A 26,665-nucleotide genomic window follows, 5' to 3' on the forward strand; every position below is an offset into this window, starting at 1 on the left:
CTCCTCTCCGGTATATCAGATTCCAAAAGTCAAAAAGGCCGGAACCGATATCATCACCATCACAATCATCAGCATCATAAACAAGGGCAGAAGAAGCTTCGTGGAGGCCTCCTCCCCCAGCCTCCTGGCAAGATTCTTTCTTTGTTCAAAAGCATTCTCCATCTCCGTTTCCAGAATTGGCTCAAGGCTCTTAGAGCCGTTTTTCACGTTCTGTTCCAGTATCCCGGCCAGTTTCCTGTAGGGAAGCACTCTGCAGCGGTTGCCAAATTCCGAGTAGGCCCGTATTTCCGGCACTCCTCTCTGCATCTGGTGATAGGCTGCCGCCATTTCTTCATAGGCCGCCCTCTTTCCATTTTCCTCTACCGCCTGCACATAATCCGCCACTATCTTTTCCCAGGCCTTTCTTACCGGAAGACCGGCTCCCAGAAACACCACGAGCCTGGACAGGATCTCGGAATAGTCCATCATCATCTGCCGTTCCCTGTTTTTCTTTTCCTCCTTTTCCTTCTGTCTGTCCTTAAAGGGCAACAGAATCGCCGCCAATACGCCGAGCAGCGGAAATGCCAGGTAATCCCGTCCCTTGTTCACGGTATAGGATATATCCTCCCCATCAAACTGAGCGGGCAGAAGAAATACTTCCGAGTGCTTCTGCTTCTCTTCCTCCTCGGCCAGGAACCGCTTAAAAGCCGCAATCTTTTTCTCTTCCGCCGAGCCTCCCGGCGGAAAAACCGTCAGCCGGAATATGTATTCTTCGGAATACTCTCCCGCCCTCAATCTGGCCGTCAATATCGTCTCCGTGCCGTTCTCAGGACAGTCTCTGTTGAAAACTTCCCCGGATGGGCTGATTAGTTCCGTATCCTCCGGCTGCCACTGTACGGCCACTCCATATTCATCCAGCCAGGAAGCCAGCTTCAGATTACCCCGCACCCGTTCCAGTGATTCATTGTCCCCTGATATTTCTGCGGATAATTCCTCTACGGCTGATTGGATAGCCTGCGCTGCCTCCTCTCCGGTATACTGCCGCTCTCCAATTCTTACGTCCACGGGTGTCTTTTCCGTAAGCAGGCCTTTTACGATAACAATCTGTTCTTTTTCCCCCTGGCCATAGGAATTTCTCCCAATTCCACGTCCTCCGGCTAATCCCGGCTCCTGCCTGTCCACAAAAAAGCAGGCCAGGCCAAGAATTATCCCCAAAATGACACAGATAACCTGTCGTTTTTCCACCTTCATCGTTCCATCTCATCTCCATCTTCTTAAGATCCATTCCCTTTCCCTTTTTGTTCCATTTCTTTTTGTTACACCTCTTTCTGCTTTCTTCTGTTCCCTTTTCGGCTCTTCATTCAAGCCTTTTCCCGGATTTCTTTTCGATTTTTTCGCTCTTTCCCTTTTGTTATTCCGCCTTTATCACTAAAGCTCAATATTCAGTATCTTCAACGCCAGAAAACAGGCGGTCACATACACAATAAGACATCCCGTCATCACCACCCGCCCCGCCGTTGTCACATACATCTGTGAAAAGAAGCCGGGCGATGAAAACTCGATATAGAAAACAATAAAATAAGGAACCAGGTTCATAATCTTCTGTTCAAACTGCTTTTCGGCCGTCATCGTCAGAATCTCCTCCCGGACCTGCAGGCGGTCGCTGATCACATGAACCGTATGGTCGACGACGGAGACAAGTTCTCCCCTGCTCCTCTTGGAAACGGCAAATATCTCGGCAAAGTTCTTTATCTCCTCCAATCCGCTTCTTCCTGCGAACTCGGCCAGCAGCGTTTCTATCGTCCTGTTCATTCTCAACTGGTATGAGATGTAGGAGAATTCCACCGTGATCATCCCTTCCGCCCCATATAGCTCCTCCAGTTCCCGCAGACTTGCGGCAAAAGCATTCTCTACGGAGTAGCCCGCCCCCAGGGAGGAGGACAGAATCAGCACGGCCTCTTTAAACTGCTGCCTGAGCGCCTCCTTTCTCCGCACCGCCAGCTCCTTCCTTTTTATTAACGGATAGAGAATTCCCAGAGGAAGAAAAATCAGAAAAGCCGCTATACTTCTGTAAAATACATACGCCGTTGCGGCACAGGCTGCGGTTCCTCCGGCCGCATACGTAAACCACTCCCGGCCCGAAAGACTGTATCTGTCATATACCGCCTGGCCGCCTGCTTTAATCCGGCGTTCCGGCCGCTCCTGTTTCCGCCTCCCGATAGGTTTACTTATCCAGGCCCGCGGCCCGCAGTTTCTCTCTCCGCCGCAGTTCGCCCACCTTTTCCAGCGTGCCTTCCACCCGCTTCCGGTCCTTTCCCTCTCTCTCCCGGAAGGTAAAGATTGGTTCCAGCATGACTTGTCCCTCCTCACATCCCGTCACCTCCGATATCTCCAGAACTTTTCTGCTCTTATCGCGCAGTCTTCCCACATGTACCATTAACTCCACCGCCGAGGCGATTTGATTTCTCACTGCGGCCAGGGGCAGATCCGCGGCCATCAGGACCATCGTCTCCAGGCGCGTTATCATGTCCTTCGGGCTGTTCCCGTGGCCGGTAGAAACGGAGCCGTCATGGCCCGTATTCATGGCCTGGAGCATCTCCAGGGCCTCCGCTCCCCTGACCTCGCCCACCAGAATCCGGTCCGGCCTCATGCGCAGGCTGGCCTTTATCAAATCTCTGACCGAAATCTCCCTGCTGCCATCCCGGTTCTCAACCCTCGTTTCCAGACGGACCAGATTGGGGATATGGCGTATCTGCAGCTCCGCGGAATCTTCAATCGTGATGATTCTCTCATCTTCCGGTATAAACTCCGACAGGGCGTTTAAAAACGTGGTTTTTCCGGAGCCCGTCCCGCCGCTCACAAAAATGTTGTACCCTGCCCTTACCGCTGTCTTTAAAAACTGCGCCCCCTCCCTGGTGATGCTGCCCAGGCCGATCAGCTTATCCATTGTGATAGGCTCCGGGAACTTCCTGATGGTCAGGACCGGGCCGTCAATTGCCACGGGCGCAAGTACCACATGTACCCTGGAACCGTCCTCCAGCCTGGCGTCCGCGATCGGGGAGGAGAGGTTTACCGTCCGGTTCACCCGGCTGACAATCTGCTGGATCAGGTCTTCAAGCTGCTCCGCCGAGTCGAAAGTCCGTTCGGAGCGGCTGATCCGGCCGCCCTTTTCTACAAATACGTGATCCGTTCCATTAACCATGATTTCCGTTATCTCCGGATCATCCACCAGCTCCTGCAGAATGTCCAGACGTCTGAACGAATCGAACAGTTCTTTCTTCAGTCGGAGCCTTGCTTTCAGGGTCAGATATGTCTCCTCGGCCTCCTTGAGGACAGCGCTGTCAATCATCTCGCGCAGCTCCTCATCCTCCACCTGCATCCTCCCTTCCAGTTCGGCCATCATCTTTGCCCTGAGCCTGTTTTTCCGCTCCTTTTCCTCTGTTATAACCGCCGTGTCTATGGCTGTCTCCTGCCCCCTCTCAAAAGCTGTCTCACATAGTCTCCCAGTTCTCCCCATAAAAGCTGTTCCAGATAATTCTCCCTCCGCCCGAAGCTGCTGTGATAGGGGAGTCTCAGCTTCCTGATTTTGTCTTTCACCGCCTCATTCCCGGATACGTCCAGGTAGTGTTCGAATTCCTCCAGCTTGGCAAGGGATACGCTGTCCTCCTTGATCGGCATATAGATAACGGAGCACAGTTCCATCAGGCCGGAGGCAAACTTCCCCAGGCTCCCGATATCCAGGATAATGCTCTCGTAGCCGCTTTCGCATGCTATCTTCTCAATCAGTCCGGCCACCTGCTCCGTATCGGTCTGGGCAAGGTCCTCCGGGTAACGCACGGGAGGCACGTAGTCTAACGCATTGATGGAATGTACCACGCTGTTCAGCCGGAGAAGGTTATAACTGCCCTGGGTGTAAAAATACAGCAGATCCGATAAATCCTCCCTGTATTCCTCCCTGGTCAGAACGGACAGGCCGGAACACTCCTCCAGGTTCAGGTACAGGGTCCGCCCCTCCTGGGCCAGAAGCTGCCCCATCGTGAGCGCCAGGGAGGTCTTCAGGCATCGGCCCACCGGTGAATAAATCCCCAGTATCTTTGCCGCCGTCCCCAGGGCCGGGCCGACCGGAAGATCCGTCTCCTTCTCACAGTAGCAGGCCATCACCTCCCGGATAATATTCTCACTGGACTGATACTTGTAAACACTCGGATACTCCATATCGGCCTGCACCGTCTCCCCGTCCGCCAGCCGGATCACCCTGCCCGCGCCGAGCGCCTCCGCCTCCTCACGGCTGACCGCGCTGCTGAGTAAAAGCAGCTCCACCGGATTGTCCTTTGCATAGCTTCTCAGCCTGTCGAAAGAGGAGAAGGCAAGCACCTCAAAGGGAATCTTCTCTTTCTGGTTCACCACATCCGCAAACCTCGCCGCATAGAGCGGGTCTACGTCATAAATTGCCATAACATGTCTCATACCATGCCTCCGTTCACCGCCAGCCAGAGACAGTACCCGCACCACAGGAAGGGGACGAAGCAGAGTCCCGCTCCATCCTGCCCGCATGCGCAGTAATAGGGTAGAATGCACTCTGTCCGGAATATATTTTTCATGTAATTCAGGAAATATCTGATACGATTTAAAAGAATGCGCTTTCGCAGCATATAGATGAAAGACCACGCGGCCGCGGCCGCCAGACCATAGAATATAATTTGAAACCCTCTGTCCATGCCCAGGTATCCGGCCGTCACCGCCATCACCTTAATATCCCCGGCCCCCATCATCCTGAACAGAAAGAGCGGAAAGAGCACACCGGCCGTAAACAGGATCCGGGCAAAAAACAGAATAAAAACCGTCCCTGTCTCCCGGACTCCATACCCGGAGGACGGCCCCCTGATAAAAACGGCAATTCCAAATGACGCAACACCAAGCAGCACTAAAACATTCGGAATCTTTCCCGTCTTCAGATCGGATAAAGCACAGCCCGACAGAAAAAACAGTAACACAAAATCTCCCACCCAATCCCTCCTTCCGAAGCGGCGGTAACGCACCTGCAGCCTGTAATATCAAACGGCAGCCAATAACACAAAATAGCAATCAAACCGGAAAATAAGTGAAAAACAAATGATATAGATAACAATAAAAGATAAACCACGCTGCGAGACGCAGCAAGAATATTTGTTACAGGATAGCCTCTGCTAAACTGTGAAGAATGTTTTTTTATTATGAACACTTTTGTCCAAAAAGTCAACTCCCTTTTTCAAAAAAAATCACCAAAAAACAGGTAAGAATTTTATTCATTTATTCCTCCGGTCCCCGCAGCCTTTACGTTGACTGGCTTTCCTAAAAATGATAAAATAGTATTAGTTCAAATTTTTAAACCAAAGGAGGAAACGCCTTGCCCGACGTATTGGAACTGAAAAATTTATTCCACGACTGCATGCCTCTGTTTATCGCGCTCGGCGATGAGATACGGCTGTCCATTATCGAGTCCCTGACCGATGCGGCCTACAGAACGTGCGGCGGAGATTTCTCGTTGGAAAACTTAAGCCGCCACGGTATGAATGTGCGGGAAATCACCGAAAAAACCAGCCTGTCGCGTCCGGCTGTTTCCCATCATTTAAAACTTTTAAAGGATGCCGGGCTGATTTCCATCCGCCGTGAAGGCACCTGTAATTATTACTATCTGTCCATCGTCGACAGCACCAGACAGCTCACAAGACTGGGCACAAACCTTCAGTCATTTCTGGGCATGGATGCATAAACTTTCCATTCCTGTATATACTAATTACAGCATCCATAAACTGCTGACAAAGCGCATATTTGTCACTGTCCAGCCCCGCGTGTTTGACAATTCATTCCCGCCATCTGCACGCCCACGGCCGGACCATTGCACGGATTATACAGGAGTGAAATAATTATGAGATTATCAAGACAGGCAAAACGCAGTATGAAAGCCCGCAGGCTGGATCCGGAACTTCTGGAAGAGCTTAGGCAGGCTATGGGGACCATTGACACCGCCATCAACCGGTTTGAACAGGTCGTGGATCCCACATTGATCGATTGTTATATTTATGAATTAAAAGCTGCGCAGCTTCGCTATCAGTTCCTTCTCCGAAGCATTAAGGAGCAGGAAACTTACGCATAGCACACGCTGCCTGGGGAGGACAAGCATGGCACACAATAAACACACCTGGTATGAGGAGGCCGTCTTTTATCACATGTACCCGCTGGGTATGACGGGCGCGCCCAAGCAGAATACGGAAACCGCGGCCGCAGACCGTTTTACCGAACTGGATCTTTGGATTCCGCATATTAAAAGTTTAAACTGCAGCGCAGTCTATATCGGACCGCTGTTCGAATCTTCTACCCATGGCTATGACACCAGGGATTTCAGGGCCGTGGACCGCCGTCTCGGCACGAATGAAGACTTCATAAATTTTGTTAACCTCTGCCATGAGAACGGCATACGCGTCGTCGTTGACGGGGTTTTTAACCACACGGGACGTGAATTTTTTGCATTTCAGGATATCTGCAGCAACCGGGAGGCATCTCCATACCGGGACTGGTATAAGGGCGTGAATTTCGACTTTAACAGTCCCATGGGAGATTCCTTTGGATATGAGGCATGGCACGGTATCTGGGAACTTCCCTGCCTGAATCTGTATCATCAGGATGTGAAAAACTATCTCCTGGATACGGTCAGGTTCTGGGTCAGTGAATTCGGCATTGACGGCATCCGCCTGGACTGTGCCAATGTCCTGGATTTTCAGTTTATGAAAGAGCTGCGGCAGGTTTCAAACGCCGTTAAACCGGATTTCTGGCTGATGGGAGAAGTCATCCACGGAGAATATTCCCGCTGGGTCAATGATGAGATGCTCCATTCGGTGACAAATTACGAGATGCACAAGAGCATTTACTCCGCCCACAACGACCACAATTATTTTGAACTGGCCCATAATGTCCGCAGGCTGGAGGCCGTGGCCAGGGATCTTTATACTTTTGTCGACAACCACGATGAGGATCGAATTGCCAGCAAATTAAACAGTAAGGCGCACCTGAAACCAGTCTATGCGTTGCTGTTTACCCTGCCCGGAATCCCTTCCATCTACTACGGCGGCGAATGGGGTACGGAGGGACGCAGGACCCCGCACTCGGACGACGAACTCCGTCCTGCGATCGCCATTTCGGAGGCGGCTTCGCGGTCCTGTGAACTGACGGAACTGATTCGTAAGCTGGGGCAGATTCACCTGGCCGAAGAGGCCTATCACGGCGGACCTTATAAGGAGCTGCTGCTGACCAACCGTCAGTATGCTTTTGCCCGTCTATCGGAGGGCGTTTCGATGATTACAGCCGTGAACAACGACGAAAATCCTGCATCGGTGAATATACCCTTTAACACCGGCGCGGATGTTTGCACAGATCTATTAACCGGACGGACATTTACCATTGAAAGCGGCCGGATTCAAATAGAATTAGAGGGTAACGACGCAGTTATTCTCAGAATAACGGAGGGTTAACATTATGACGGGAAGCAAGAACACCGGCAGAACAACCAGGAAAACACCTGCTGCCAAATCAAAGATGTCCGGTCTTGGAGTGATCGGTGAGCTGGATCGCTATCTTTACGGCGAGGGACGCCATTACAAACTCTTTGACAAGCTGGGGGCCCATCCGTTTACATATCAGGGAAAAGACGGGTACTATTTTGCCGTGTGGGCGCCGCACAGCGAATCCGTCAGCGTGGTGGGCGATTTTAACGGATGGAATCTGGACTCTACACCGATGAAACAGGTGGAAAACAGCGGTATCTATGAGGCGTTTGTCCCCGGCCTCGGCTCGGGCCAGCTCTACAAGTTCGCCATCACAACCACCAGCGGAAAAATCCTCTTCAAAGCGGATCCCTATGCATTTGCTGCCGAATACCGGCCCGGGACGGCATCCGTCACTACGGATATCAGGAATTTCGGCTGGAGCGATTCTTCCTGGATGACGAAGCGCCGGGAATCCGATCCTGTAAAATCCCCGATGTCCATCTACGAAGTACATATTGGTTCCTGGAAGAAGAAAAACCGCCAGGAGAAGGACGGATATTACACCTACATGGAGGCTGCGCACGAACTGGCCGACTATGTGAAAATGATGGGCTACACCCATGTGGAACTGATGGGCATTGCCGAACATCCCTATGACGGTTCCTGGGGTTACCAGGTTACCGGCTATTTCGCCCCGACTTCGCGTTACGGAACTCCCAAAGAGTTCATGTATTTTGTTAATTACCTGCACAAAAAAGGCATCGGCGTCATACTGGACTGGGTGCCCGCCCATTTTCCAAAAGATGCCCACGGCCTTGCCGACTTCGACGGCCAGCCGCTCTATGAATATGCGGATCCCAGGAAAGGAGAGCATCCCGACTGGGGCACCAAAGTATTTGACTACGGCAAACACGAAGTTGCCAATTTCCTGATTGCCAACGCGCTTTACTGGATCGAGAATTACCACATCGACGGACTGAGAGTGGATGCCGTCGCGTCCATGCTCTACCTGGACTACGGCCGTCAGGACGGCCAGTGGGTTCCCAATAAATACGGAGAAAATAAAAACCTGGAGGCCGTTGAGTTCTTCAAGCACTTAAACAGCGTAATTACCGGCCGGAAGGACGGATCTATCATCATTGCGGAAGAATCCACGGCATGGCCCAATGTGACGAAACGGCCCGAGGATGACGGACTCGGCTTCACCTTTAAGTGGAATATGGGATGGATGCACGACTTCCTGGAATATATGAAACTGGATCCTTATTTCCGAAAACCCAACCACAATAAGATGACCTTCGGCATCACATACAACACCAGCGAAAACTTTATCCTGGTTCTTTCCCATGATGAAGTTGTGCACCTGAAGTGTTCCATGCTTAATAAGATGCCCGGTGAGTATGAAGATAAATTTGCCAACCTGAAGGCAGGCTATACCTTTATGCTGGGCCATCCCGGCAAAAAGCTCCTGTTTATGGGGCAGGACTTTGGACAGCTCCACGAGTGGGATGAAAAAGTGGCGCTGGACTGGTATCTGGCCGACGAACCTCTCCACGAAGATTTACAGAAATACGTCCGCGGCCTCCTCACCCTCTACAGGAAATATCCTGCACTTTACCGCCTGGACGGCGACTTTTCCGGATTTGAATGGATCAATGCCAACGATGCCGAAAGAAGCATTTTCAGCTTTGTCCGCCGTGACGAGACGAAAAAGAAAAATCTGCTCTTTATCTGTAACTTCACCCCGGTCGCCCGCGAAGATTACCGGGTCGGTGTTCCGAAGCGGGGCAATTTCACACTGCTCCTGGACAATGAGCACGGCCTTTATGAGCGCGGTGAAGAGCAGAAGGTATTTAAATCCGCCAAAGGAGAGTGTGATGGCCAGCCGTATTCCTTCTCCTATCCGCTTCCGGCTTATGGAACCGCCATATTCCGGTTCTAACGGTCCGCCGGAATTAAAAGAGAGATTTATCATTTAAAATAATTGCATTTGAGGTCTTAAAACCGTCCAAAAAGCCGGACTGTCTGAAATTTTCCCGACAGTCCGGCTTTTTTATTGGGTGGCAATGAAAAGTTCGAGAAGCGCGCTTTCACACGCCTTTTCTATCTGCATATACTGTTAAAAAAGGGATTCGGCATGAACGAACATTATAAATTTGTCAACTATCCCCTCCCCTATGCCTATAACGCAATGGAGCCGTACATCGATGAAAAAACCATGAGACTTCATCACGATAAGCATTTACAGACCTACATCGACAATCTGAACGCCGCCTTAAGCAAGTATCCCCAGTTCCAGAACTGGACATTGGTACAGCTTATCATGAACGTCCCCAGTCTCCCCGATGACATCCAGACTGCCGTCGGAAACAACGGCGGCGGTGTGTTTAACCATCAGTTCTACTTCTCCAACCTGGCCAATCCGGCCCCATCACGCCCTGCCGGTATTCTTGCGGATGCCATCACCAGCGAATTCGGCAGTTATGAAGCTTTCCAGAAAAAATTTAAAGAGGCAGCTCTCTCCGTTTTCGGCTCCGGCTATGCCTGGCTTGTCGTAGACGCCGCCGGAAAACTGAAAATCATAACAACGAAAAACCAGGATACCCCGCTCCCCCTTGGTATGTGTCCCGTACTGAACCTGGATGTCTGGGAACACGCCTATTACCTGAAGCACTATAATGTGAGGGCGGATTATATCGACGACTGGTTCCACGTAATAAACTGGGACAGCGCCAACCGGTACTATCTGAACTGTTTCGGCATGCAGCCGTAATCTAGCGTTCTTCTTTCTCCGGCATGGCAAAGCTTTTCACTGCCGCAGCCGCCTCCCTGCAGATCTCAACCATGGCGGTAAGTTCTTCAAAATCGATCGTCTTTCCCTGGATTTCCACTCCAAGCGTTCTGTTTCTGAAGACCTGGACCGCATGCAGGTTACGCTCCTTGGCAACCGGCTCCACCTTGATCCGGAATGCCTTGGTCTGCAGAAGTAAATCCGCCAGGCGGCTGCCGGGGAGTATCAACTTCGTAAAGGCGGGTTCATCGCTCTTGATCAGATACTTCGAATCCAGATCGCGGTATCTCACCTTGATATCAGCCTTGGCAATCAGCTCCATCCCCTTTTTGAAAAAAGTCATCGGCACAATATCCAGATGATAAGGATATTTAAGCTCCGCCTGTGTCATCGCCGCGCAGGTTACTCCATAACCATAGTTGGACTGGGAAGTCACTACCGGGAGCACCGACACCGGCGCGCTGTCCATATCAAGAATCAACTGGCAGTGAGGATACTGTCCCGCGTACGGATTCCCCAGAAAGTATCCGCCGTTCTCCCTGTAATACTGGTATATCACCCTGTCGATCTCATTGTCCGCATAATAGGAATCCTCGTACATGAACCTCTCCTTTGTATTCTACTCTCCGTCTTCCAGAAGCTGCTGGTAGACATCCCTCTTACTGATTCCCCTGTCCTTTGCCACCAGCTTCATCGACTCTTTCTTATCCTTCCCCTGGGAAAGATAATGTTCCATGTGTTCGGCAAGCGGCATCTCTTTCCAGTCCTCCTGCCCCTCTGTCTTAAGCTCTTCGATCGTCCGTCCTTCCAGCACAATCACGCACTCGCCCTTTGGGTCATTCTCAGTGTAATGGGTAATCGCCCCGCTGAGCGTCGTCCGGAGTGCCGTCTCGTATTTCTTGGTAAGCTCCCGGCATACGGCCACGCGCCGGTCCCCCAGCGCCTCATAAAGCTCACCCAGCGTCCTGAGAAGATGATGGGGCGCCTCATAGAGGACAATCGTCCTGGTTTCCGTCTTAAGCTCTTCCAGAATCCACTGTTTTTCCTTCTTATCCGTCGGCAGGAATGCCTCGAAGCAGAACCTTCTTGTCGCCATCCCGGAGATGGTCAGCGCCGTAACGCAGGCCGCAGGCCCGGGAAGGGAGGTCAGTTCGACTCCCGCCTCATAACACTGCTTCACCAGCTCCTCCCCGGGATCCGAGATTCCCGGCGTTCCCGCGTCGGTAATCAGGGCCACATTCAGGCCCTCTTTCATCTTGTCCACCAGATATCTCGCCTTATCGATTTTGTTATATTCATGATAACTGGTCATCGGGGTCTTTATGTCAAAATGGTTCAGCAGTTTGATGCTGTGTCTGGTATCCTCCGCAGCTATCAAATCCACGGTTTTGAGTGTGTTAAGCACACGAAGCGTTATGTCGTCCAGATTTCCAATCGGTGTGGCACACAAATATAATTTTCCCTGCATATTATTCTCCCTGCGGCTCTCCGCCAATCGCCAAAATGATTAGTTGCCAATCCTCCAAACCTGCGGTTTAATACCCATAGATATCGTAAATCTCATCGGTGTAAACGCCCGGTTCTTTATAAACAATCAGCGGTTTTTCCACCTTAATCATGGACCTGCCTCCCCTGACCGCCTCGATCAGGACCATATTGGCCTCCTTGTCCACAAAGGGATGCACCATCTTCATCCGCTTCGGCTCCAGCCGGTATCTGGTGAGGGCCGTAATGATCTCGATCAGCCTGTGGGGCCGGTGCACCATATAGAAACGGCCCCCCGGCCGAAGTACACGCGCTCCCTCCCTCACCACATCGTCCAGCGTGCACAGCACCTCGTGGCGGGCTATCGCCTTGGGAAGTTCCGGGTTTTTAAGACCGTGGCTGTCGTTCATATAGGGCGGATTTGTCGTCACTACATCAAAAGAGGCCCCGCCGAAGATCCGGCCCGCCTCTTTGATATCGCCTGTTATGATGTCTATTTTTTCTTCAAGTCCGTTGAGCTTTACGCTCCGCGATGCCATCTCGGCCATCTCTTCCTGGATTTCCAGCCCGGTAAAATGGTTCCCCTCCGTCTTGGCCTCCAGAAGAATCGGAATAATCCCGGTTCCGGTTCCCAGATCCAGTGCTTTCTCCCCCGGCTTCACAGAGGCGAAACCGGACAGGAGCACCGCATCCATACCAAAGCAGAACGCGTTCTCCCTCTGGATGATGCGGTAACCGTTCCGGTGCAGCTCATCGATTCTCTCATGTTCCTTCAGGTCAATTGTCATCTAACTTCGATTTCCCTTCCTTGCGCTCCAGAGCTTCCAGCGCCTTCAGTTCCGCATCGTTGACATTGACGCGCTCACGTCTGCGCTTCGGCCTGAACTTAAGCTGTTCCACCTTGTATTCCCTGATTTCCTTCTCATCCCTGTCCACAATTACGACTACCTTGACAAGCTGGCGCAGTACGCTCACGCTGTGGACTTCGCCCTTCAGGCCGTCGTCCGTCGTCACATAGTCTCCGATATTCGGCAGTTTGCTGTTCAGATCCTCGTAGGTTTCTTCCTCATTCTTCAGACAGCACATAAGGCGTCCGCAGACACCCGAAATCTTGGTCGGGTTCAGGGACAGGTTCTGCTCCTTCGCCATCTTGATGGATACGGGTATGAACTCAGACAGGTAAGAATGACAGCAGAGAGCCCTGCCGCAAATTCCCACGCCGCCCATAATCTTCGTCTCATCGCGCACGCCGATCTGACGAAGTTCAATCCTCGTCTTAAACACGGCCGCCAAATCCTTTACCAGCTCACGGAAATCGATTCTTCCGTCCGCTGTAAAGTAAAACAGCACTTTATTATTGTCAAAGGTATATTCCGCGTCGATCAGCTTCATCTGAAGATCGTGTTTCTTAATCTTCTCAAGGCAGATCTTAAACGCCTCTTTTTCCTTCTCTTTATTCTTTCTCTCCACCTCTTCGTCCGCACGGGTGGCCATCCTGATAACCGATTTCAGCGGCTGTACCACCTTCTTGTCCTCCACCTCGCGGTTCCCTAGAACCACATGGCCGAACTCGATACCGCGCGCAGTCTCCACGATCACGTGATCGCCGGTCTTTATCTCCATACCGGCCGGGTCGAAGAAATAAACCTTACCGGCCTTACGGAACCTGACTCCGATAACTTTTGTCATAGATTAATTCTCCTTCATTGTTAACAGCATAAGCTCCAGGGCCAGCTCCGTATTGACATTCGCATTCAGCCTGGCCTTCGCTTTCTCTATTGCGTTTAAAATCAGCTCCAGGCCTTCATAAGAACTCTTCTGGCACAGATTGCTGACCGTTGTATATTCATCCTTAAACACCAGTGTATTGATGTCTTTTGTCACCTTAAACATCAGGATATCCCGGTACCAGAGCTGCATGAAATCAAGGCATTCAAACAGATCCAGGTTGTCCTCCTGCAGCTTTTTAATGTAATCAAGCAGCATGGGAATGTCCATCTCTTTTATATTCTTAAGCAATGTCAGCACTTCTTTATAAAGCAGGGAAAATTCCTCCGAGGAAGCCAGGTGAATGGCCTTTCCCAGATTTCCCCTTGCAAATGCCGCATAGATATCCGCTTTGCTCTCCGGTATCTCCATCATCTCCTCCAGGTAATCACTTATTACATGATCCTTCAGTGGACGCAGCTTCAGCTGGATGCACCTTGAAAGGATCGTCGGCAGGAACACCTCCTGGTTCGTTGTCATCAGAATGATGACCGCATAGGAAGGCGGTTCCTCTATTGTCTTTAAAAGCGCGTTCTGCGCCTGTACCGTCATCTTTTCGGCCTCGTCGACCATGTAGATCTTATAACTGCTGCTGTACGGCTTCACCATAATCGAGTCATTGATCTGGACACGGATATCGTCAACTCCGATACTGGCCGGTTTCTCGTGCGTCACCCAGATGACATCCGGATGATTGCCCGACATGATCTGTTTACAGGAGTGGCACTGCATGCATGGTTCCTTATCACTTTTTTCACAGAGAAGCGTCATGGCAAATGCCTTGGCGAGCGTCTTTCTGCCCATCCCCTCTTCGCCCGATAAAATATAGGCGTGGGATACCTTGTGATACTCGATTGCTTTCTGTAAATGATCCTTCACCATGTCATGTCCGATTATATCATGAAAACCTGCCATATCTTCCTCCTGAAACGGCGTAACTCCCCACCGCACACAAAATTGTCTCATATAGTATAACACAAGATTAAAATGCTGCCTAGTAGGGAATCCGAGGTTAATCCAGGGTTTTGGTTAGTGTTGTTATCGTCTCCGCGATTTCAGAAAGGCACTGATCCATCTCTGAATTGGCGTACCGTTTCTCAATTCCCGCCTCTTCAAGCTTCTCTTCGCTGAAATCTTCCTCGTCCGCCAGAAAGCGGCGGCACAGTTCCGCGTATTTGGGCTGTTTCTGCTGTTTTTCCCTCTCCAGGGCACGGGTCAGCCGTTCCCCGTCCTCTACCTGGATATAAAGGGGCACCAGTTTATCCGCGCCGAAATATTCCCTTGTGCTCCGGTAGGATTCAAGCGTCCCAATCATCAGATAATTATCCTCCGCAAGGTTGATCTGGCCGTCGTTTACCGTGCTGTAGCTCCACGGCCCAAACACCGTATCATACGTCCTGATCTCAATCAGCTTTCCTTCCCTCTGAAACTGTTCTAACTGTCCGGCCGTGGTAAAATGGTACTCCACGCCCTCCGTCTCCCCGTCCCGTATCGGCCTTGTCGTATAAGTGACAACCGTCTTAAGCCCGGGCAGGCGCTCCATCAGCTTTTTATAGATTGTGTCCTTCCCGGACGCGCTTTTTCCCATTACATAGAATATTTTTCCCATGACTCCATACCTCTGTTATCTGTTTAAATTCCCGCCGTTCCTGCGGTATTGTTTCCCCTCTGTATTACGTCTGAAACGGCAATGGTTCCGTCCTCCGCGATTCCCTCCACGGTCAGGCCAATCTCCCGGTTTTTCCGTATCAGCTCCACGGCTTCCTCCGAAATCAGCTCCCCCGGGACAATCATCGGCACGCCGGGCGGATATACGGTAATGAAACCTCCGCTGACGGTTCCGGCAGCATCTTTAAGGGGTATGTGCTTCAGCTTTTGTCCCCATGCATCGGAGATCTTCATAACCTTCCGGATTCCGGCCAGCCAGGTGCGCGCCGGGCCATCCCCTAACTGCCCTGTCTCCGCCGTTTTCCCGCCGTTTTCTTTTTCCTCAGTGCCGTTTTCTTTTTCCTCCGTACCGCTCCCCCCGCCGCCAGCCAGTTTATCCAGGCAGCAAAGCGCCTCATATAACCTTCTGAATCCGTCTTCCGTATCCATCAAAGACGTCATCAGAATTAAGTAGCTGCCGCAGGCCATCTCGGGTTCCAGATGAAAGCGGCTGCGCAGCAGATCCGCTGCCTCGGCTCCGTTCATGCCGCATTCCTTTGTGGAGATCACAATTTTTGATGCGTCCCTGTCTTTTATATGGAAACGGCCGCAGATACCGTCATCCGCCAGCCGCAGATGTTTGAATTTCCTTCCGCACTCCATCAGCCTTTGCAGGGAAGCGGCGTAACGCTCCATCCGCGCTCTTCCCTCCCCGTCCATATAACGGATGCAGTTTTCTATGGATGCCAGAAACACATAAGAAGGGCTGGAGCTCTGGAAGACGGACAGATACCGCTCCACCCCCGCTCTATCGGCAAACCCGTCCTTTATATGCATCACGGCCGTCTGGGTCAGGGACGGCAGCGTCTTATGGAGGCTCTGGATTACGATGTCCGCCCCGCATTCCAGAGCGGAGCAGGGAAAATGCGCCCCAAACGGGAAATGCGCCCCGTGGGCCTCATCCACAATCAGCGGCACGCCGTGACGGTGGGCAATCCCTGCAATGGCCCCGATGTCCGAAACCATTCCCTCATAGGTCGGCGATGTGATAAACACCGCCTGGATTCCGTTCCCGTCCTCCCCTGTCCCGGAGGGCATACCCGCCATCTTATCCGTTTTCTTATCCGTTTTCTTATTCGTGTTTTCAAAGGCGGCTTCAACCGCCGCAGGGTCAATGCCGCCCTGGATTCCGTAGTCATCTGCATAGTCGGGGTAGACATACACCGGATCCAGATGACCGAGCAGCACCGCATGATAGGCGGCTTTATGGCTGTTTCTGGCCATAATGATCTTCCCGCCAGGGGAAGTCACCCCGCTGATGGCGCTCAGGATTCCCCCGGTGCTGCCGTTTACCATATAGTAGGTCCGGTCCGCCCCGTAGACGGCGGCGGCCCGATCCATGGATTCGCGCAGTATTTCCTCCGCATGGTGCAGGTTGTCAAATCCGTCAATCTCCGTGATATCCACAGAAAAGGGATTTGGAAAAGAAGTTATCCCCAATTCCACCTGCCGTTTGTGTCCGGGCATGTGGAAAGGGTAACAGTCCGACTCACCGTATCTGATTAGCTGTTCCAGCAGGGGATTCTTCCACTCCCCCGTATTATCCTTATTCATCCTCGGCTCCATTCTGGATTTCTGTTCCGTTTAATCTTATTTCCAGCGGCTTTGTCGTCTCCCAGGCCATCTGCCCGGAGTCACTGTCATAGCTGCATCTGTGATACAGGCAGTAGATCTTGTCTCCCTCGGCCATGACCATCTCTAACATATCACTGCCATCCGGTTCCGGCCGCACTCCCGTATCATTGACCGGTTCAATTCCGCCGCCCAGGGAAATCACCGAGATCTCCCCGTGGATATCCTCCGGATCCGCCACCGATGGGATGTACTCGCCAAAAATAGCCCGGACATTGTCAAAGTAATACATGTTCCTCATATATCCCCTGAATGGAGCGCCCGATTTCTCCAGGGTCATGGTCTCTAAATTAAGGCGGTAAATCTGACTGTCGCACTCGGCCCCGTACTGCTCCGTTCTGGCGCTGTAGTACAGCCAGTCACCCGCTATACAGAAACTGTCCGCCACCAGCCCTTCCTGCCGTATCAGCCCTCTTGTACCGGCTCCGTCCTTCCAGTAAATCTTCTTATCCGTACCCGCATCATCGATGTAGTATGTGACGTCTCCGTCTTTTCTGGGAGCCGGGCTTACCGATTTGATCACGCCTTCCTCCAGCCGGTAGATTCTGTCTCCGGCACGCACTTCGCCGCTGCCTTCCTCCACAACCGGATTTCCCGACGCATCAAACAGGGACAGAACCAGCCCCTGCTCCTTCAGCTCGATCCGGTATCCGGCCTCTGTGCCCGAATATTCCACTCCCTGTGACACACTTTCAAGAGTCCTGTCTTTCATGTAATAAGCCGTATCTTCCCAGGCAAAATAATGTTCCACATCCGAGGCCAGGGATTCCGTGTTGCCGGTGCTCAGTTCTTTCCGGTACAGAGTTCCGTCGGACAGGTAATAAAGCCATCTGGATGTGACCTGAAAACTCTCCGACGGAGGGGTGCTGTCCGTCGTATAAATCTCCTCCTGCTTTCCTCCCTCCGGTTCGGCCCTGTAGAGCGTTGTCTTTACCTGTGAAGAATTGGGGATCTGATATTGGCTGATATACCACAGATACCCGCACCTTACGTCGGCCTGGGTCACATGGCCGTTCATCACAACGCGTGTCTCCTCCCCCGTATCGGGATCTTTTATATAAATATCACCGGATTTCACCTCATAACGCGTTGTTTCATCAAAGGACAGGTTCATATTCTCCACCACGTCCTTATTGCTTCCGATCATGGTCAGCTCGCCGTTCCTGGAAAATGTCAGGATCTGTTTTCCCAGCGCAACGGGTCCGTCGGCCAGTCTTCCTTCTTTTGTCGTATAATAAAGCTTTCCATCCGGCTTCTGCTCCCAGCCCGGGTTCAGCCGTTCTCCCTCTATGACAACCGGAGCCTCGCTGCTTGCCGCCGCCGTCTCCATCACAACAGCGGGGATCTCCTCCCCCTTCCTGCTGCCGCGGAACCACCTCAGGCCTTTGTAAAAGACCGCCACCGTAAAAATCAGGATAAACACCGTCATAACCACCTTCAGGAGGCTGTAGAGGTATGCGGCAAACGAGCCCTTGTCTTCCTCCGGCTCCTCCCGGGTAAGGCCCGCTTTCTCCTCGATCTTCATCCACATCGTTACCGCCGCTTCTTCCTTCAGGCTCTGGTACTCCCCATCAAACTCAAGATGAGCCGGTTCATGTCCCAGTTCCTTTTCAACCACGCGGTAAATCTCTTCCTCGATACGGTCCGTGAGTTCCTCCTCATCGACCGGCAGGGTGTTGGCTTTTTGGTAGAGCCTTAAGTAGACTTCCACCAGGATTGGTTCCGCCTTCTCCCGGTCCTCCACAAGAGAGCCGATTTTTCCGTAGGTATCCTGTACCGTCAGGATATAAAAATTCTGAAACGCGTCCGCGTCCCCTGTTCTTGCCAGATCCATCGTCTTTTTTAAAAGAGTACGCTGATTCAAACGCATTCCTCCTTTATCGTCTGCTATTTTACCGTGAGGAACCGGCCGTTGAAGCTCAGCAGTTCCAGATCAGGATAAATCATTCTGAGCTTTCTCTCCGCTTCTTTCCGCCCTTCCTCGGTTCCATTTCTGCAGTAAACTGTTTCCCTTATCCTTCCGTCCTTCAATATTACAATCTCATCACAGTATCGCAGGGCATAATCGGGATCATGGATTGTAATCAGGCCGCCGTACTTCTTTTCCCGGATAATACCGGAAATCCGGCTCAGGATCATTCTCCTGTTTCCATAATCCAGCGCGCTGTCCGGCTCGTCAAACATCATCACCGGAGCATTCTGCATCAGGGCGCGGCAAAGAAGCGCCAGTTGTTTCTGACCTTCGCTTAACGTCAGAAAATCCCTGTCCGCTTCCTCCAAAAGCCCCATCTGTCCCAGGAGCTCCCGCGCTTCCCGCCTGTGTGCGGCAGAAGGCGCCTCATACCAGGAAAGGCGCGGATTTGCCCCCATGACAACCACTTCCTCTGTCCTGATATGATATAAAATACTGTTTTTCTGGGGAATATAACTGATACAGGACGCCAATTCCCTGCGGCCAAACGCCGTCAGGTCACGCCCGCATACCGTCACCCCGCCTTTCCGGAACGGTATCAGTCCGCACGCTGCTTTTAGAAGTGTCGTCTTACCCGAACCGTTCACTCCCAGAAGCGCCGTCAGGCAGCCCTTTTTAACCGTTAAATTCACACCGTCCAAAACTGCCGGCTGTGGTTCCCTGGAGTTCCTGCCGGCGGCAGTTGTCCCCTTTTGGTAAGAAACCTGCAAATCCCGTATCTCCAGAAGGCAGTCCTTCTCTACATTATAACCGTTCATCCTTCTTCCGTCCATCCTGTGTTCAAGGTTTATTCCCATTGCCAATAAGCAGCCACACCAGTACCGGCACGCCCAGGAGCGATGTGAGAATGCTGACCGGAATTTCACTTCCTCCCAGGGATCTGGCCAGACAGTCCGCCGCAAGCATAATGATGCTCCCCACAAGTCCGCTCAGAACAGCGGCTGAAAATCCGTTTTCTTTCAGAAGCATCCTGGCAATATGCGGGGCCACAAGTCCTATGAAAGAGATAGCGCCCGTCACACTGACAATTCCCGCAACAATCAGCGTCGTCAGCGCCAGAACCAAGATTCTGACTACTCTGACGGACACTCCGAGCATGGCTGCCTCGTCGTCGGCCAGGGAAAGCATCTGAATCTGCCACCGAAAGAACAAAAGCCCGATTAACCCGGCCAGCACCACAGGAGCCGCCGTCATCAGCTTCTCATAAGTCATGCTGGAAAAGCTCCCCATGGTCCAGTATTCAATCGACGCAAGCTGGCGCTCCGGATCCGCAAGGTATTTCATCGCCATGATAAAGGAATCTGCCAGCGCCCGCACCGCAATCCCGGCCAGCACAAAATCGGAGGCGGAGCGGTGTCCTGCCATTCCCGCCAGCGCTACCGCGGCTCCAACGGCAATTAGGCCGCCCGCGAATGCGCTGCCGACCACCATACCTCCGCCCTGCCCGAAGCAGACAATGGCGAACGCCGCTCCTGCCCCGGCTCCGCTGGTAACGCCGATCAGGTCCGGGGACGCCAGTGGATTGCGGAATATATCCTGATAAATAGAGCCGGCCATACTGAGGCCGGCTCCTGCTATAAATGCCATAACCGTACGGGGAAGACGCAGAGTTAAAAACACGCTCCTTGCCGTCTCATCTGCTCCCTGTCCTGACAATATACGCCCTATCTCCCGCACTTCCAGCGGATATCTCCCGGTACAGAGGGATATCACGAGGAATACCATCAGGATGATCAGGCTGTAAACATATATTCTTTTCTTATTTCCCGTTCTTTTTTGAACTGTCATATCTTTTCTTTATCAGCGCGTGATTAGTGACCGGTCGATCTCTGCGCCGTAAAACTCCCTGTAAAATTCCGCGGCTTCTTCCTTAAATTCATCAAACGGATACAGCTCCTCATGAAGCGCCGACGACAGCCACATACAGCCGAGAATTCCTGACGGAACAGGAGAATCCCATGCCTCAAAGGAGGACGGCATCTCATATACCTGTCCATTCTTCACCGCATTGACACCGGTGAGACGGCTGTCCTTCATCACATCTTCCTTCGTGTAGTCGGCCTCGGGAATCACCACGATCACATCCGGATTATAGGCAATCAACTGCTCATAGGAAATATCCGCCCAGCCGTTATCCTTCAAATCGGAGGCCGCATTCACTCCTCCGGCCAGCTTAATCAGGCTGCTCTGGTACATCTGGGGCGTTGCGGCCCTCAGTATGCTGCTTGTACCGGCAATATATACACTCGGAACACTATCTTCCGTCTTCTTTTCTAAAGAGGCCTTCTCAAGGATGCCCGCCAGTTTTTCTTCCTTCTGCGCATACCAGCCGAGCAGTTTTTCCGCCTGCCCTTCCGTTCCCGTCAGGGCGGCAATCTCCCGGATTGTCTCCTTAAGGGCCTCCATGCTTTCCGGATTTACCACCAGTGTCCTGATATTCATTCCCTCCAGAATGTCTGCCTGTTCCGACAGTTTCTTTGGAAGAATGACGAGATCCGGTTCCAGTGCGGCACATCCCTCCAGGTCGAACTCCTTGGCGGTTCCCACGCTCGGAAGCTCTAAAAATTCAGGGGCCGCCATTTGATAGACAGGGCGGCTTGCCGCCTTGGCTTCAATTCCAACCATCCTGTCCTGCAGACCCAGGGCAATGCAGGCGGATGTCGTGATATAATAACCGCTCACAATCCTCTGTGCCGGTTCCCCTGCTCCGGTGCTGTCTTTACCTGTGGAACTGTCTTTATCCGTGATACCGTCTTTAGACGCATCAGCCGGCGCCTCCGTGCTCCCTGCGGCTGTGGATTCGGATACCTCCGCCGCCTTTGGCGTCTCCGCTGCAGTTGTCCCGCCTGATGCCGCGCAGCCGGTAAACATTGCTGCCGCCATGATTACTGCCAGTACTGCTGATATACGCTTTTTCATACTTCTTAATTTTTCCATAATCGACTCCCCTATTGCAAGCTTTTATCTCAGAATCTGATCTCCGTCTTTTGCACAGAGATTGCGTTTAACGCCCAGAGCCTCCATCCATTTACGGACGGTCAGCGTCTTCCAGGGGCCCGCATCCACCTCGCCGTTCTTCACGTTGTCCCAAAGCCAGTCGGGAGTCGGCCACAGACAGATTTCAGGTCTGATAACACGGTAGAGGTCCAGCTCCACACCGTCCTGTCCGTGATGGGCCATCTGTACAATATCCGCCTTCAAATCTTCCGGTTTATTCTTTTTCAGAAGGTTCTGGCCCGCATCCCAGCCCATATCGCCGAGGAAGAGGATTCTCTTGCCGTTTAAGTCCAGGCGGTATGCGACGGAGCTGTTGTTAAAGGTATTATGAAAACTCCGGAACGGCTTGTTCATGACATTGATTGTCACTTCATCGACCTGGATCTGCTGCCCTTTATCAATGGACGGGTGCAGCTTCTCCGGCGCAATATTGTTAAAGGCCGCCAGCAGATTGTCCAGGTTGTCCATCCTGCCCATATGCTCGCCTCTCTCATAAAACTCTCTCTCTAAAAATGAATAGTAGATATTATCAATCTCGATCGGCATCGGCTGTGTATTCAGGATTTCCGTCAGGGCGCCGATATGATCGCTGTGCGGGTGGGTAATCAGCCACGCCGAAACTCGGCCTCCCTTGGCCTGAATCGTCTCAATCAGATGAGGGGCATCCTCTCTGAGGCCACCGTCCACTACTATCACGCTTCCCGCCTTGGTCTCTATTACACAGGACAGGTTCTGGCTCTGGGTTGCCGGTGCAAGCAGCGTAAGCTCCGCCCCTCCCAGGTATGTCTCTTCCGCCGCCACGTTATCCTGCACTGTGGCCGTCGGGATTGGGGGAATCACATCCGCATATACCGGAACCGTCACGGTCATCGCCGCTGCCAGGTAAATGCCGGCTGCTCTTTTCACCCATCTATTTATCGCTTTTCTCATCTTTGTGCTATCTCCTTTTTAATCGTAGAGGTAACTTATTCAGTACCTTCATAATTACAGCTTCATGATGCTCAGAAACAGCAGAAAACGCTGCTTCGCGCTGGCTAAACTCGGGATTTTCATGCAAAAACGCATGAAAACGCCTCACGGAATACTACCTTCTGAACAGTTACTCGTAAAGTTTCCTCCCACGATTATAACAGTTAGTCACCGCAAAGACAACTTAATAAATTCTGTCAATCCTTGAGAAATTCTGTCAGAGCTCTTGTTTATCCTCCACCTGAAGGTCAAAAAAGAAGAGCCGGCTCTGTCCCGCGGGTTGGTTTCATCTCCCCGGGGCAGCCCCTGCTCTTCTTCTATAATTATTGCGTTTTTCATTTGAGTGTTTTTCGGCTCGGCTACTTGCAGATTTCCGCAATGGCAAGTGCAAACAGTTCCGCGCTTTTAACCATATCATCAATAATCAGATACTCATCGGCTCCATGCATATGATAATCGATTCCCAGCTTCATGCATCCGAACGCAACGCCGTTTTCCAGGTGATGTGCGTACGTTCCTCCGCCGATCGCCATGCAGTATCCTTTTTCACCCATCACCTGCTCATAGCAGGATAACAGGGTCTGTACAAACGGTTTTTCGGCCGGTACGTGGTGAGGCGGCGTCATCCGGCTTTCCGGGTCAATCGTAATTCCGGCCGCACTGAGCCTTGCGCTCAGTACATCCAGCATATTTGCCTTCGTAGCGCAGATCGGGGCGCGGCAGTCTATCTTGCCCGTCAGTCCCGTTGTTCCGTATTCCACCATATTGGTGCCAAGAGTCAGCACGCCCGACACTTCATCCTTCTGGGCAACGCCTGCTGCCTCTCCATAATAATCATTATGCGGGAAAATCCCGGAAAGGCCCTTTAAGGTCTTAATTCCCGTGCTTCCGGCAAGCGGAAGGCTCACAACGGCTTTAATCAGCCCTGTAACCGCATTATTACCGTCCCAGGGTGTGGAGGCATGGGTACTGATTCCCGTTGCACGGATTACATATCTTCCCTCGGCCCCTGCCGGTGAGTTTTCCTCAGGGGCTACGGCAAACTGGATCCCCGTCTCTTCACCCGCTTTTTTGCAGATATCCCTGATAACCGTTTCCGCAAGTCCTTCAACAATGGCTTCCGCACGGTTTGGAACCACATTTCCTGCCGTTCCTCCTTTCAGGGAGACGAGTCTCGGATGAGCGGTGTCTTCCTCCCACTCGGCGCTGTACTTTGTATAAAGACCGCCTTTTTCAATATTAATCAGCGGATACTCGGCATCCGGTGAAAATGAGCAGGGCGCTTCATTAAATTTACTGTAATAGTATGCAGTATCCCGGCAGGCGGTCTCTTCATCCGCTCCCAGAACCAGACGTACATTTTTAGTCAGCGGAATTCCCAAATCCTTTACCGCTTTCATTGCGTACAATGCCGCAATGGCCGGTCCCTTGTCATCCGAAGAACCGCGGCCGTACAGGCGTCCGTCCCTAATAACCGGCACGAACGGATCCGTAACGGTCCATCCGTCCCCGGCGGGCACTACGTCGAGATGCGCCAGAATATCAAGCTCTGTCGGGGCGTCGTTCAGATCGATCACCGCCACTTTATTTTCCAGCACCTCGGCTTTCATTCCCAGCTCTTTTCCAAGCATCTGGGCGAACGCCAGAACTCTGGCGTTCTCTTCCCCGAAGGGCATGCCCGGCTGTTCCGGCCCGTTGACACTGGGAATTCGGATGGCAGCCATAATATCGTTAAGCATTTCCTGCTTATGGACTTCAAAATATTCTTTAATTTTCTGATGCATAATTTCCCTCTGCCTCCCGGCAATGCCTATTCATACAGTCTGCAGGCTACATGGTGTCCCGGTTCCACTTCCTTAAGCTGGAAGTTTCTGCCCCGGCATTCGTCCGTCGCATGAGGACATCTCGAAGCAAACCTGCACCCTGCCGGCGGTTCAATCGGGCTCTTAACCTCTCCCCTCAGTATCTGTCTCGGTTTTCCTCTCATGGAGAGATCCGGGATCGGGATAGCTGAAAGCAGCGCCTGTGTATAAGGATGCATCGGGTTGACGAACAGCTCCTTGCTGGAAACGCGCTCCACACACTGTCCGAGATACATAACGGCAATCTCATCACTGATATGTTTAACAACGGAAAGATCGTGTGTGATAAACATGTAGGTCAGGCCGATGCTGTCCTGCAGATCCATCATCAGGTTCAGAATCTGTGCCTGGATTGACACGTCGAGGGCCGATACCGGCTCGTCGCAGACAATGAAATCCGGGTTAACCGCCAGCGCCCTGGCCACACCGATTCTCTGGCGCCGTCCGCCGTCCAGCTCATGCGGGTAGGAGTTGATAAAACGCTGGGCAAGGCCGACCGTCTCCATCAACTGTTCCACACGCCCCTGGATTTCCCTTTTTTCCGTCATCAGTTTATTGGCGATAAGAGGTTCTGCAATAATCTCGCTGACCGACATTCTGGGGTTCAGGGAAGAATAGGGATCCTGGAAAATCATCTGGGCCCTCATCCTCATTTCCTTCTGTGCCGCGCCGTGCAGCTTATACATCTCCTGGCCGTCGATAAATACCTGGCCGGAGGTTGGTTCCAAAAGATTGAGCACAACTCTTCCAAGGGTGGATTTACCGCAGCCGGATTCTCCTACTACCCCCAGGGTCTGGCCCTTCTCAATACTGATATTGACATCGTCTACGGCGTGAAGCATGCCTTTTGGGGTCTTAAAATATTTTTTCAGGTTCTTTGTCTCTATAAAAGCCATCAGCACGCTCCTCCTTCCTTGTCATCCGTCATCGTGTGGTCATCAGCCATTCTGATACAGCGGATTTTATGGGTTCCGGAATGGTAAATACCCGGCTCCGTCTGTTCACATTTACTGATACAGTGCGGGCAGCGCGGATGGAAACTGCACCCTCCCGGCAGCGCCGTCGGATCCGGCATAAGTCCCGGAATCGGCTGCAGTCTTTCCGATGTGTCGGTCAGTCTCGGGATCGAATTGAAAAGTCCGACCGTGTATGGATGGTGGCTCTTTGTCATGTCGAAAATATCTTCCACCGTGCCGTATTCAATGATTTCTCCGGCGTACATAATCGCCACATCATCGCAGGTCTCGGCCACAACACCGAGATCATGGGTAATTAAAATCATGGATGTATTTAATTTTTTCTTCAGGTTCTCCATCATCTCCAGAACCTGTGCCTGGATTGTAACGTCCAGGGCCGTCGTAGGCTCGTCGGCAATTACCAGCTCCGGTTCACAGACAAGAGCCATGGCGATAACCACCCTCTGTTTCATACCGCCGGAAAACTGATGGGGATACTCCACCTTACGTTCCGTCGGGATGCCTACCATCTCAAGGATTTCATCGACCCTCTTCATGATTTCCGGGCTCGGTTTACCCAGCTTTTTACCGGGTCTTTTGCCGCCTTTTCCCTCGGCTGCCTCATGGAGCTGCAAAACCTCGGCAATCTGATCTCCTACCGTGATTACGGGGTTTAAGCTGCTCATCGGGTCCTGGAAAATCATCGAGATCTTCTCGCCCCTGACCCTCTGCATCTCCTCAAGCGGGAGATCCAGCAGGTTTCTGCCGTCATAGACAATGCTTCCCTTTCGGATATTGCCGGTTCTCTCCGGGAGGAGTCTCAGTATACTCATAGCGGTTGTCGTCTTACCGGCTCCGGTCTCTCCCACGATACCCAGGGTTTTTCCTCTGACCACGCTGAAGGAAATATTATTAACCGCGCGGACAATCCCCTCCTCCGTATCGTAGGTTACTTCCAAATCCTTTATATCAAGCAAAATATCATTATTATTCATCGTCATACTCCTTCCATTGTTACCATAAAC

General features: G+C 52.0%; 25 protein-coding genes. 5 read left to right on the forward strand and 20 right to left on the reverse strand.

All coding sequences use genetic code 11. The features are described from left to right. Positions 1-15 precede the first annotated feature (15 nt). The 5 genes from QZT18_RS08270 to QZT18_RS08290 form a co-directional block, all read right to left on the reverse strand. The gene (locus QZT18_RS08270; protein ID WP_294146521.1) at positions 16-1,230 is read right to left on the reverse strand and encodes an immunoglobulin-like domain-containing protein; all 1,215 of its coding nucleotides are present in this window, start codon (positions 1,228-1,230) and stop codon (positions 16-18) included. Between the two features lie 177 nt (positions 1,231-1,407). Then, the gene (locus QZT18_RS08275) at positions 1,408-1,974 is read right to left on the reverse strand and encodes a type II secretion system F family protein (RefSeq protein ID WP_294146523.1); all 567 of its coding nucleotides are present in this window, start codon (positions 1,972-1,974) and stop codon (positions 1,408-1,410) included. Between the two features lie 229 nt (positions 1,975-2,203). Continuing rightward, complete coding sequence (locus QZT18_RS08280) at positions 2,204-3,382, reverse strand: CpaF family protein (RefSeq protein WP_366925828.1); 1,179 nt, start codon at positions 3,380-3,382, stop codon at positions 2,204-2,206. A gap of 53 nt (positions 3,383-3,435) precedes the next feature. Continuing rightward, the gene (locus QZT18_RS08285) at positions 3,436-4,446 is read right to left on the reverse strand and encodes a hypothetical protein (protein ID WP_294146525.1); all 1,011 of its coding nucleotides are present in this window, start codon (positions 4,444-4,446) and stop codon (positions 3,436-3,438) included. Further along, positions 4,443-4,985, reverse strand: a complete 543-nt coding sequence (locus QZT18_RS08290) for a prepilin peptidase (protein WP_294146527.1) — start codon at positions 4,983-4,985, stop codon at positions 4,443-4,445. Before QZT18_RS08290 ends, QZT18_RS08285 begins: the two co-directional genes overlap by 4 nt. 380 nt (positions 4,986-5,365) lie before the next feature. Here QZT18_RS08290 and QZT18_RS08295 point away from each other — a divergent pair, with 380 nt between their 5' ends. The 5 genes from QZT18_RS08295 (at position 5,366) to QZT18_RS08315 (ending at position 10,275) form a co-directional block, all read left to right on the forward strand. Continuing rightward, complete coding sequence (locus QZT18_RS08295) at positions 5,366-5,731, forward strand: metalloregulator ArsR/SmtB family transcription factor (RefSeq protein WP_366925824.1); 366 nt, start codon at positions 5,366-5,368, stop codon at positions 5,729-5,731. Positions 5,732-5,887: 156 nt separating this feature from the next. After that, positions 5,888-6,115, forward strand: a complete 228-nt coding sequence (locus QZT18_RS08300) for a YaaL family protein (protein WP_294146529.1) — start codon at positions 5,888-5,890, stop codon at positions 6,113-6,115. A gap of 25 nt (positions 6,116-6,140) precedes the next feature. Beyond that, entirely contained in the window at positions 6,141-7,487 is a 1,347-nt protein-coding gene (locus tag QZT18_RS08305; protein ID WP_294146531.1) for an alpha-amylase family glycosyl hydrolase, read from the forward strand. Positions 7,488-7,491: 4 nt separating this feature from the next. Next, positions 7,492-9,444, forward strand: coding sequence for a 1,4-alpha-glucan branching protein GlgB (gene glgB / locus QZT18_RS08310; protein ID WP_366925825.1), 1,953 nt, complete (start codon positions 7,492-7,494; stop codon positions 9,442-9,444). A gap of 195 nt (positions 9,445-9,639) precedes the next feature. Then, positions 9,640-10,275, forward strand: a complete 636-nt coding sequence (locus QZT18_RS08315; protein WP_294146533.1) for a superoxide dismutase — start codon at positions 9,640-9,642, stop codon at positions 10,273-10,275. A gap of 1 nt (position 10,276) precedes the next feature. On the opposite strand, the gene QZT18_RS08320 is transcribed toward QZT18_RS08315, so the two are convergent. The 15 genes from QZT18_RS08320 to QZT18_RS08390 all read right to left on the reverse strand — a co-directional run bounded on the left by QZT18_RS08320 (position 10,277) and on the right by QZT18_RS08390 (position 26,635). Then, a complete protein-coding gene (locus tag QZT18_RS08320) occupies positions 10,277-10,894 on the reverse strand; it encodes a hypothetical protein (RefSeq protein ID WP_294146535.1) in 618 nt (205 codons plus the stop codon). Positions 10,895-10,912: 18 nt separating this feature from the next. Continuing rightward, on the reverse strand, positions 10,913-11,761 hold the full coding sequence (gene rsmI / locus QZT18_RS08325) for a 16S rRNA (cytidine(1402)-2'-O)-methyltransferase (protein WP_294146537.1): 849 nt from the start codon (positions 11,759-11,761) through the stop codon (positions 10,913-10,915). Positions 11,762-11,828: 67 nt separating this feature from the next. After that, positions 11,829-12,566, reverse strand: coding sequence for a tRNA1(Val) (adenine(37)-N6)-methyltransferase (locus QZT18_RS08330; RefSeq protein ID WP_294146539.1), 738 nt, complete (start codon positions 12,564-12,566; stop codon positions 11,829-11,831). After that, on the reverse strand, positions 12,556-13,467 hold the full coding sequence (locus tag QZT18_RS08335) for a stage 0 sporulation family protein (protein WP_125141455.1): 912 nt from the start codon (positions 13,465-13,467) through the stop codon (positions 12,556-12,558). Before QZT18_RS08335 ends, QZT18_RS08330 begins: the two co-directional genes overlap by 11 nt. A gap of 3 nt (positions 13,468-13,470) precedes the next feature. After that, positions 13,471-14,460: a DNA polymerase III subunit delta' gene (gene holB / locus QZT18_RS08340; RefSeq protein WP_125141456.1), complete on the reverse strand. Its 990-nt coding sequence runs from the start codon at positions 14,458-14,460 to the stop codon at positions 13,471-13,473. Positions 14,461-14,557: 97 nt separating this feature from the next. Beyond that, positions 14,558-15,154 (reverse strand): guanylate kinase, encoded by a 597-nt coding sequence (locus tag QZT18_RS08345; RefSeq protein WP_294146541.1) that lies wholly within the window; start codon positions 15,152-15,154, stop codon positions 14,558-14,560. 23 nt (positions 15,155-15,177) lie between these two features. Continuing rightward, positions 15,178-16,806 carry an aminotransferase class I/II-fold pyridoxal phosphate-dependent enzyme gene (locus QZT18_RS08350; RefSeq protein WP_294146543.1) on the reverse strand — a complete coding sequence of 543 codons (1,629 nt, stop codon included), beginning with the start codon at positions 16,804-16,806 and terminating at the stop codon, positions 15,178-15,180. Next, on the reverse strand, positions 16,799-18,748 hold the full coding sequence (locus tag QZT18_RS08355) for a hypothetical protein (protein ID WP_294146545.1): 1,950 nt from the start codon (positions 18,746-18,748) through the stop codon (positions 16,799-16,801). Before QZT18_RS08355 ends, QZT18_RS08350 begins: the two co-directional genes overlap by 8 nt. Positions 18,749-18,771: 23 nt before the next feature. After that, entirely contained in the window at positions 18,772-19,653 is an 882-nt protein-coding gene (locus QZT18_RS08360) for an ABC transporter ATP-binding protein (protein WP_294146594.1), read from the reverse strand. After that, a complete protein-coding gene (locus QZT18_RS08365) occupies positions 19,637-20,644 on the reverse strand; it encodes an iron ABC transporter permease (RefSeq protein WP_294146547.1) in 1,008 nt (335 codons plus the stop codon). The genes QZT18_RS08360 and QZT18_RS08365 overlap by 17 nt, the downstream gene beginning before the upstream one ends. Positions 20,645-20,656: 12 nt before the next feature. Next, a complete protein-coding gene (locus tag QZT18_RS08370; protein ID WP_294146549.1) occupies positions 20,657-21,793 on the reverse strand; it encodes an ABC transporter substrate-binding protein in 1,137 nt (378 codons plus the stop codon). Between the two features lie 24 nt (positions 21,794-21,817). Further along, the gene (locus QZT18_RS08375; RefSeq protein WP_294146551.1) at positions 21,818-22,783 is read right to left on the reverse strand and encodes a ComEC/Rec2 family competence protein; all 966 of its coding nucleotides are present in this window, start codon (positions 22,781-22,783) and stop codon (positions 21,818-21,820) included. A gap of 398 nt (positions 22,784-23,181) precedes the next feature. Continuing rightward, a complete protein-coding gene (locus QZT18_RS08380; RefSeq protein ID WP_294146553.1) occupies positions 23,182-24,606 on the reverse strand; it encodes a Sapep family Mn(2+)-dependent dipeptidase in 1,425 nt (474 codons plus the stop codon). Between the two features lie 26 nt (positions 24,607-24,632). Continuing rightward, positions 24,633-25,580, reverse strand: coding sequence for an ABC transporter ATP-binding protein (locus tag QZT18_RS08385; protein WP_227032809.1), 948 nt, complete (start codon positions 25,578-25,580; stop codon positions 24,633-24,635). Next, positions 25,580-26,635, reverse strand: coding sequence for an ABC transporter ATP-binding protein (locus QZT18_RS08390; RefSeq protein WP_294146559.1), 1,056 nt, complete (start codon positions 26,633-26,635; stop codon positions 25,580-25,582). Before QZT18_RS08390 ends, QZT18_RS08385 begins: the two co-directional genes overlap by 1 nt. Positions 26,636-26,665 lie beyond the last annotated feature (30 nt).

It is taken from the genome of uncultured Clostridium sp. (assembly GCF_900547735.1).
In the GTDB taxonomy this organism is placed as follows: Bacteria; Bacillota; Clostridia; order Lachnospirales; family Lachnospiraceae; genus Otoolea.

Excerpts from the sequence above, each read along its gene's own strand:
- QZT18_RS08280 (WP_366925828.1), bottom strand. The coding sequence starts at position 3,382 with ATGATGGCCGAACTGGAAGGGAGGATGCAGGTGGAGGATGAGGAGCTG.
- QZT18_RS08270 (WP_294146521.1), bottom strand. The coding sequence starts at position 1,230 with ATGAAGGTGGAAAAACGACAGGTTATCTGTGTCATTTTGGGGATAATT.
- QZT18_RS08300 (WP_294146529.1), top strand. The coding sequence starts at position 5,888 with ATGAGATTATCAAGACAGGCAAAACGCAGTATGAAAGCCCGCAGGCTG.
- QZT18_RS08285 (WP_294146525.1), bottom strand. The coding sequence starts at position 4,446 with ATGAGACATGTTATGGCAATTTATGACGTAGACCCGCTCTATGCGGCG.
- QZT18_RS08350 (WP_294146543.1), bottom strand. The coding sequence starts at position 16,806 with ATGAATAAGGATAATACGGGGGAGTGGAAGAATCCCCTGCTGGAACAG.
- QZT18_RS08385 (WP_227032809.1), bottom strand. The coding sequence starts at position 25,580 with ATGGCTTTTATAGAGACAAAGAACCTGAAAAAATATTTTAAGACCCCA.
- QZT18_RS08365 (WP_294146547.1), bottom strand. The coding sequence starts at position 20,644 with ATGACAGTTCAAAAAAGAACGGGAAATAAGAAAAGAATATATGTTTAC.
- QZT18_RS08370 (WP_294146549.1), bottom strand. The coding sequence starts at position 21,793 with ATGGAAAAATTAAGAAGTATGAAAAAGCGTATATCAGCAGTACTGGCA.
- QZT18_RS08375 (WP_294146551.1), bottom strand. The coding sequence starts at position 22,783 with ATGAGAAAAGCGATAAATAGATGGGTGAAAAGAGCAGCCGGCATTTAC.
- glgB (WP_366925825.1), top strand. The coding sequence starts at position 7,492 with ATGACGGGAAGCAAGAACACCGGCAGAACAACCAGGAAAACACCTGCT.
- QZT18_RS08330 (WP_294146539.1), bottom strand. The coding sequence starts at position 12,566 with ATGACAATTGACCTGAAGGAACATGAGAGAATCGATGAGCTGCACCGG.
- QZT18_RS08320 (WP_294146535.1), bottom strand. The coding sequence starts at position 10,894 with ATGTACGAGGATTCCTATTATGCGGACAATGAGATCGACAGGGTGATA.
- QZT18_RS08390 (WP_294146559.1), bottom strand. The coding sequence starts at position 26,635 with ATGAATAATAATGATATTTTGCTTGATATAAAGGATTTGGAAGTAACC.
- QZT18_RS08345 (WP_294146541.1), bottom strand. The coding sequence starts at position 15,154 with ATGGGAAAAATATTCTATGTAATGGGAAAAAGCGCGTCCGGGAAGGAC.
- QZT18_RS08305 (WP_294146531.1), top strand. The coding sequence starts at position 6,141 with ATGGCACACAATAAACACACCTGGTATGAGGAGGCCGTCTTTTATCAC.
- QZT18_RS08360 (WP_294146594.1), bottom strand. The coding sequence starts at position 19,653 with ATGGGAATAAACCTTGAACACAGGATGGACGGAAGAAGGATGAACGGT.
- QZT18_RS08380 (WP_294146553.1), bottom strand. The coding sequence starts at position 24,606 with ATGCATCAGAAAATTAAAGAATATTTTGAAGTCCATAAGCAGGAAATG.
- holB (WP_125141456.1), bottom strand. The coding sequence starts at position 14,460 with ATGGCAGGTTTTCATGATATAATCGGACATGACATGGTGAAGGATCAT.
- rsmI (WP_294146537.1), bottom strand. The coding sequence starts at position 11,761 with ATGCAGGGAAAATTATATTTGTGTGCCACACCGATTGGAAATCTGGAC.
- QZT18_RS08335 (WP_125141455.1), bottom strand. The coding sequence starts at position 13,467 with ATGACAAAAGTTATCGGAGTCAGGTTCCGTAAGGCCGGTAAGGTTTAT.
- QZT18_RS08315 (WP_294146533.1), top strand. The coding sequence starts at position 9,640 with ATGAACGAACATTATAAATTTGTCAACTATCCCCTCCCCTATGCCTAT.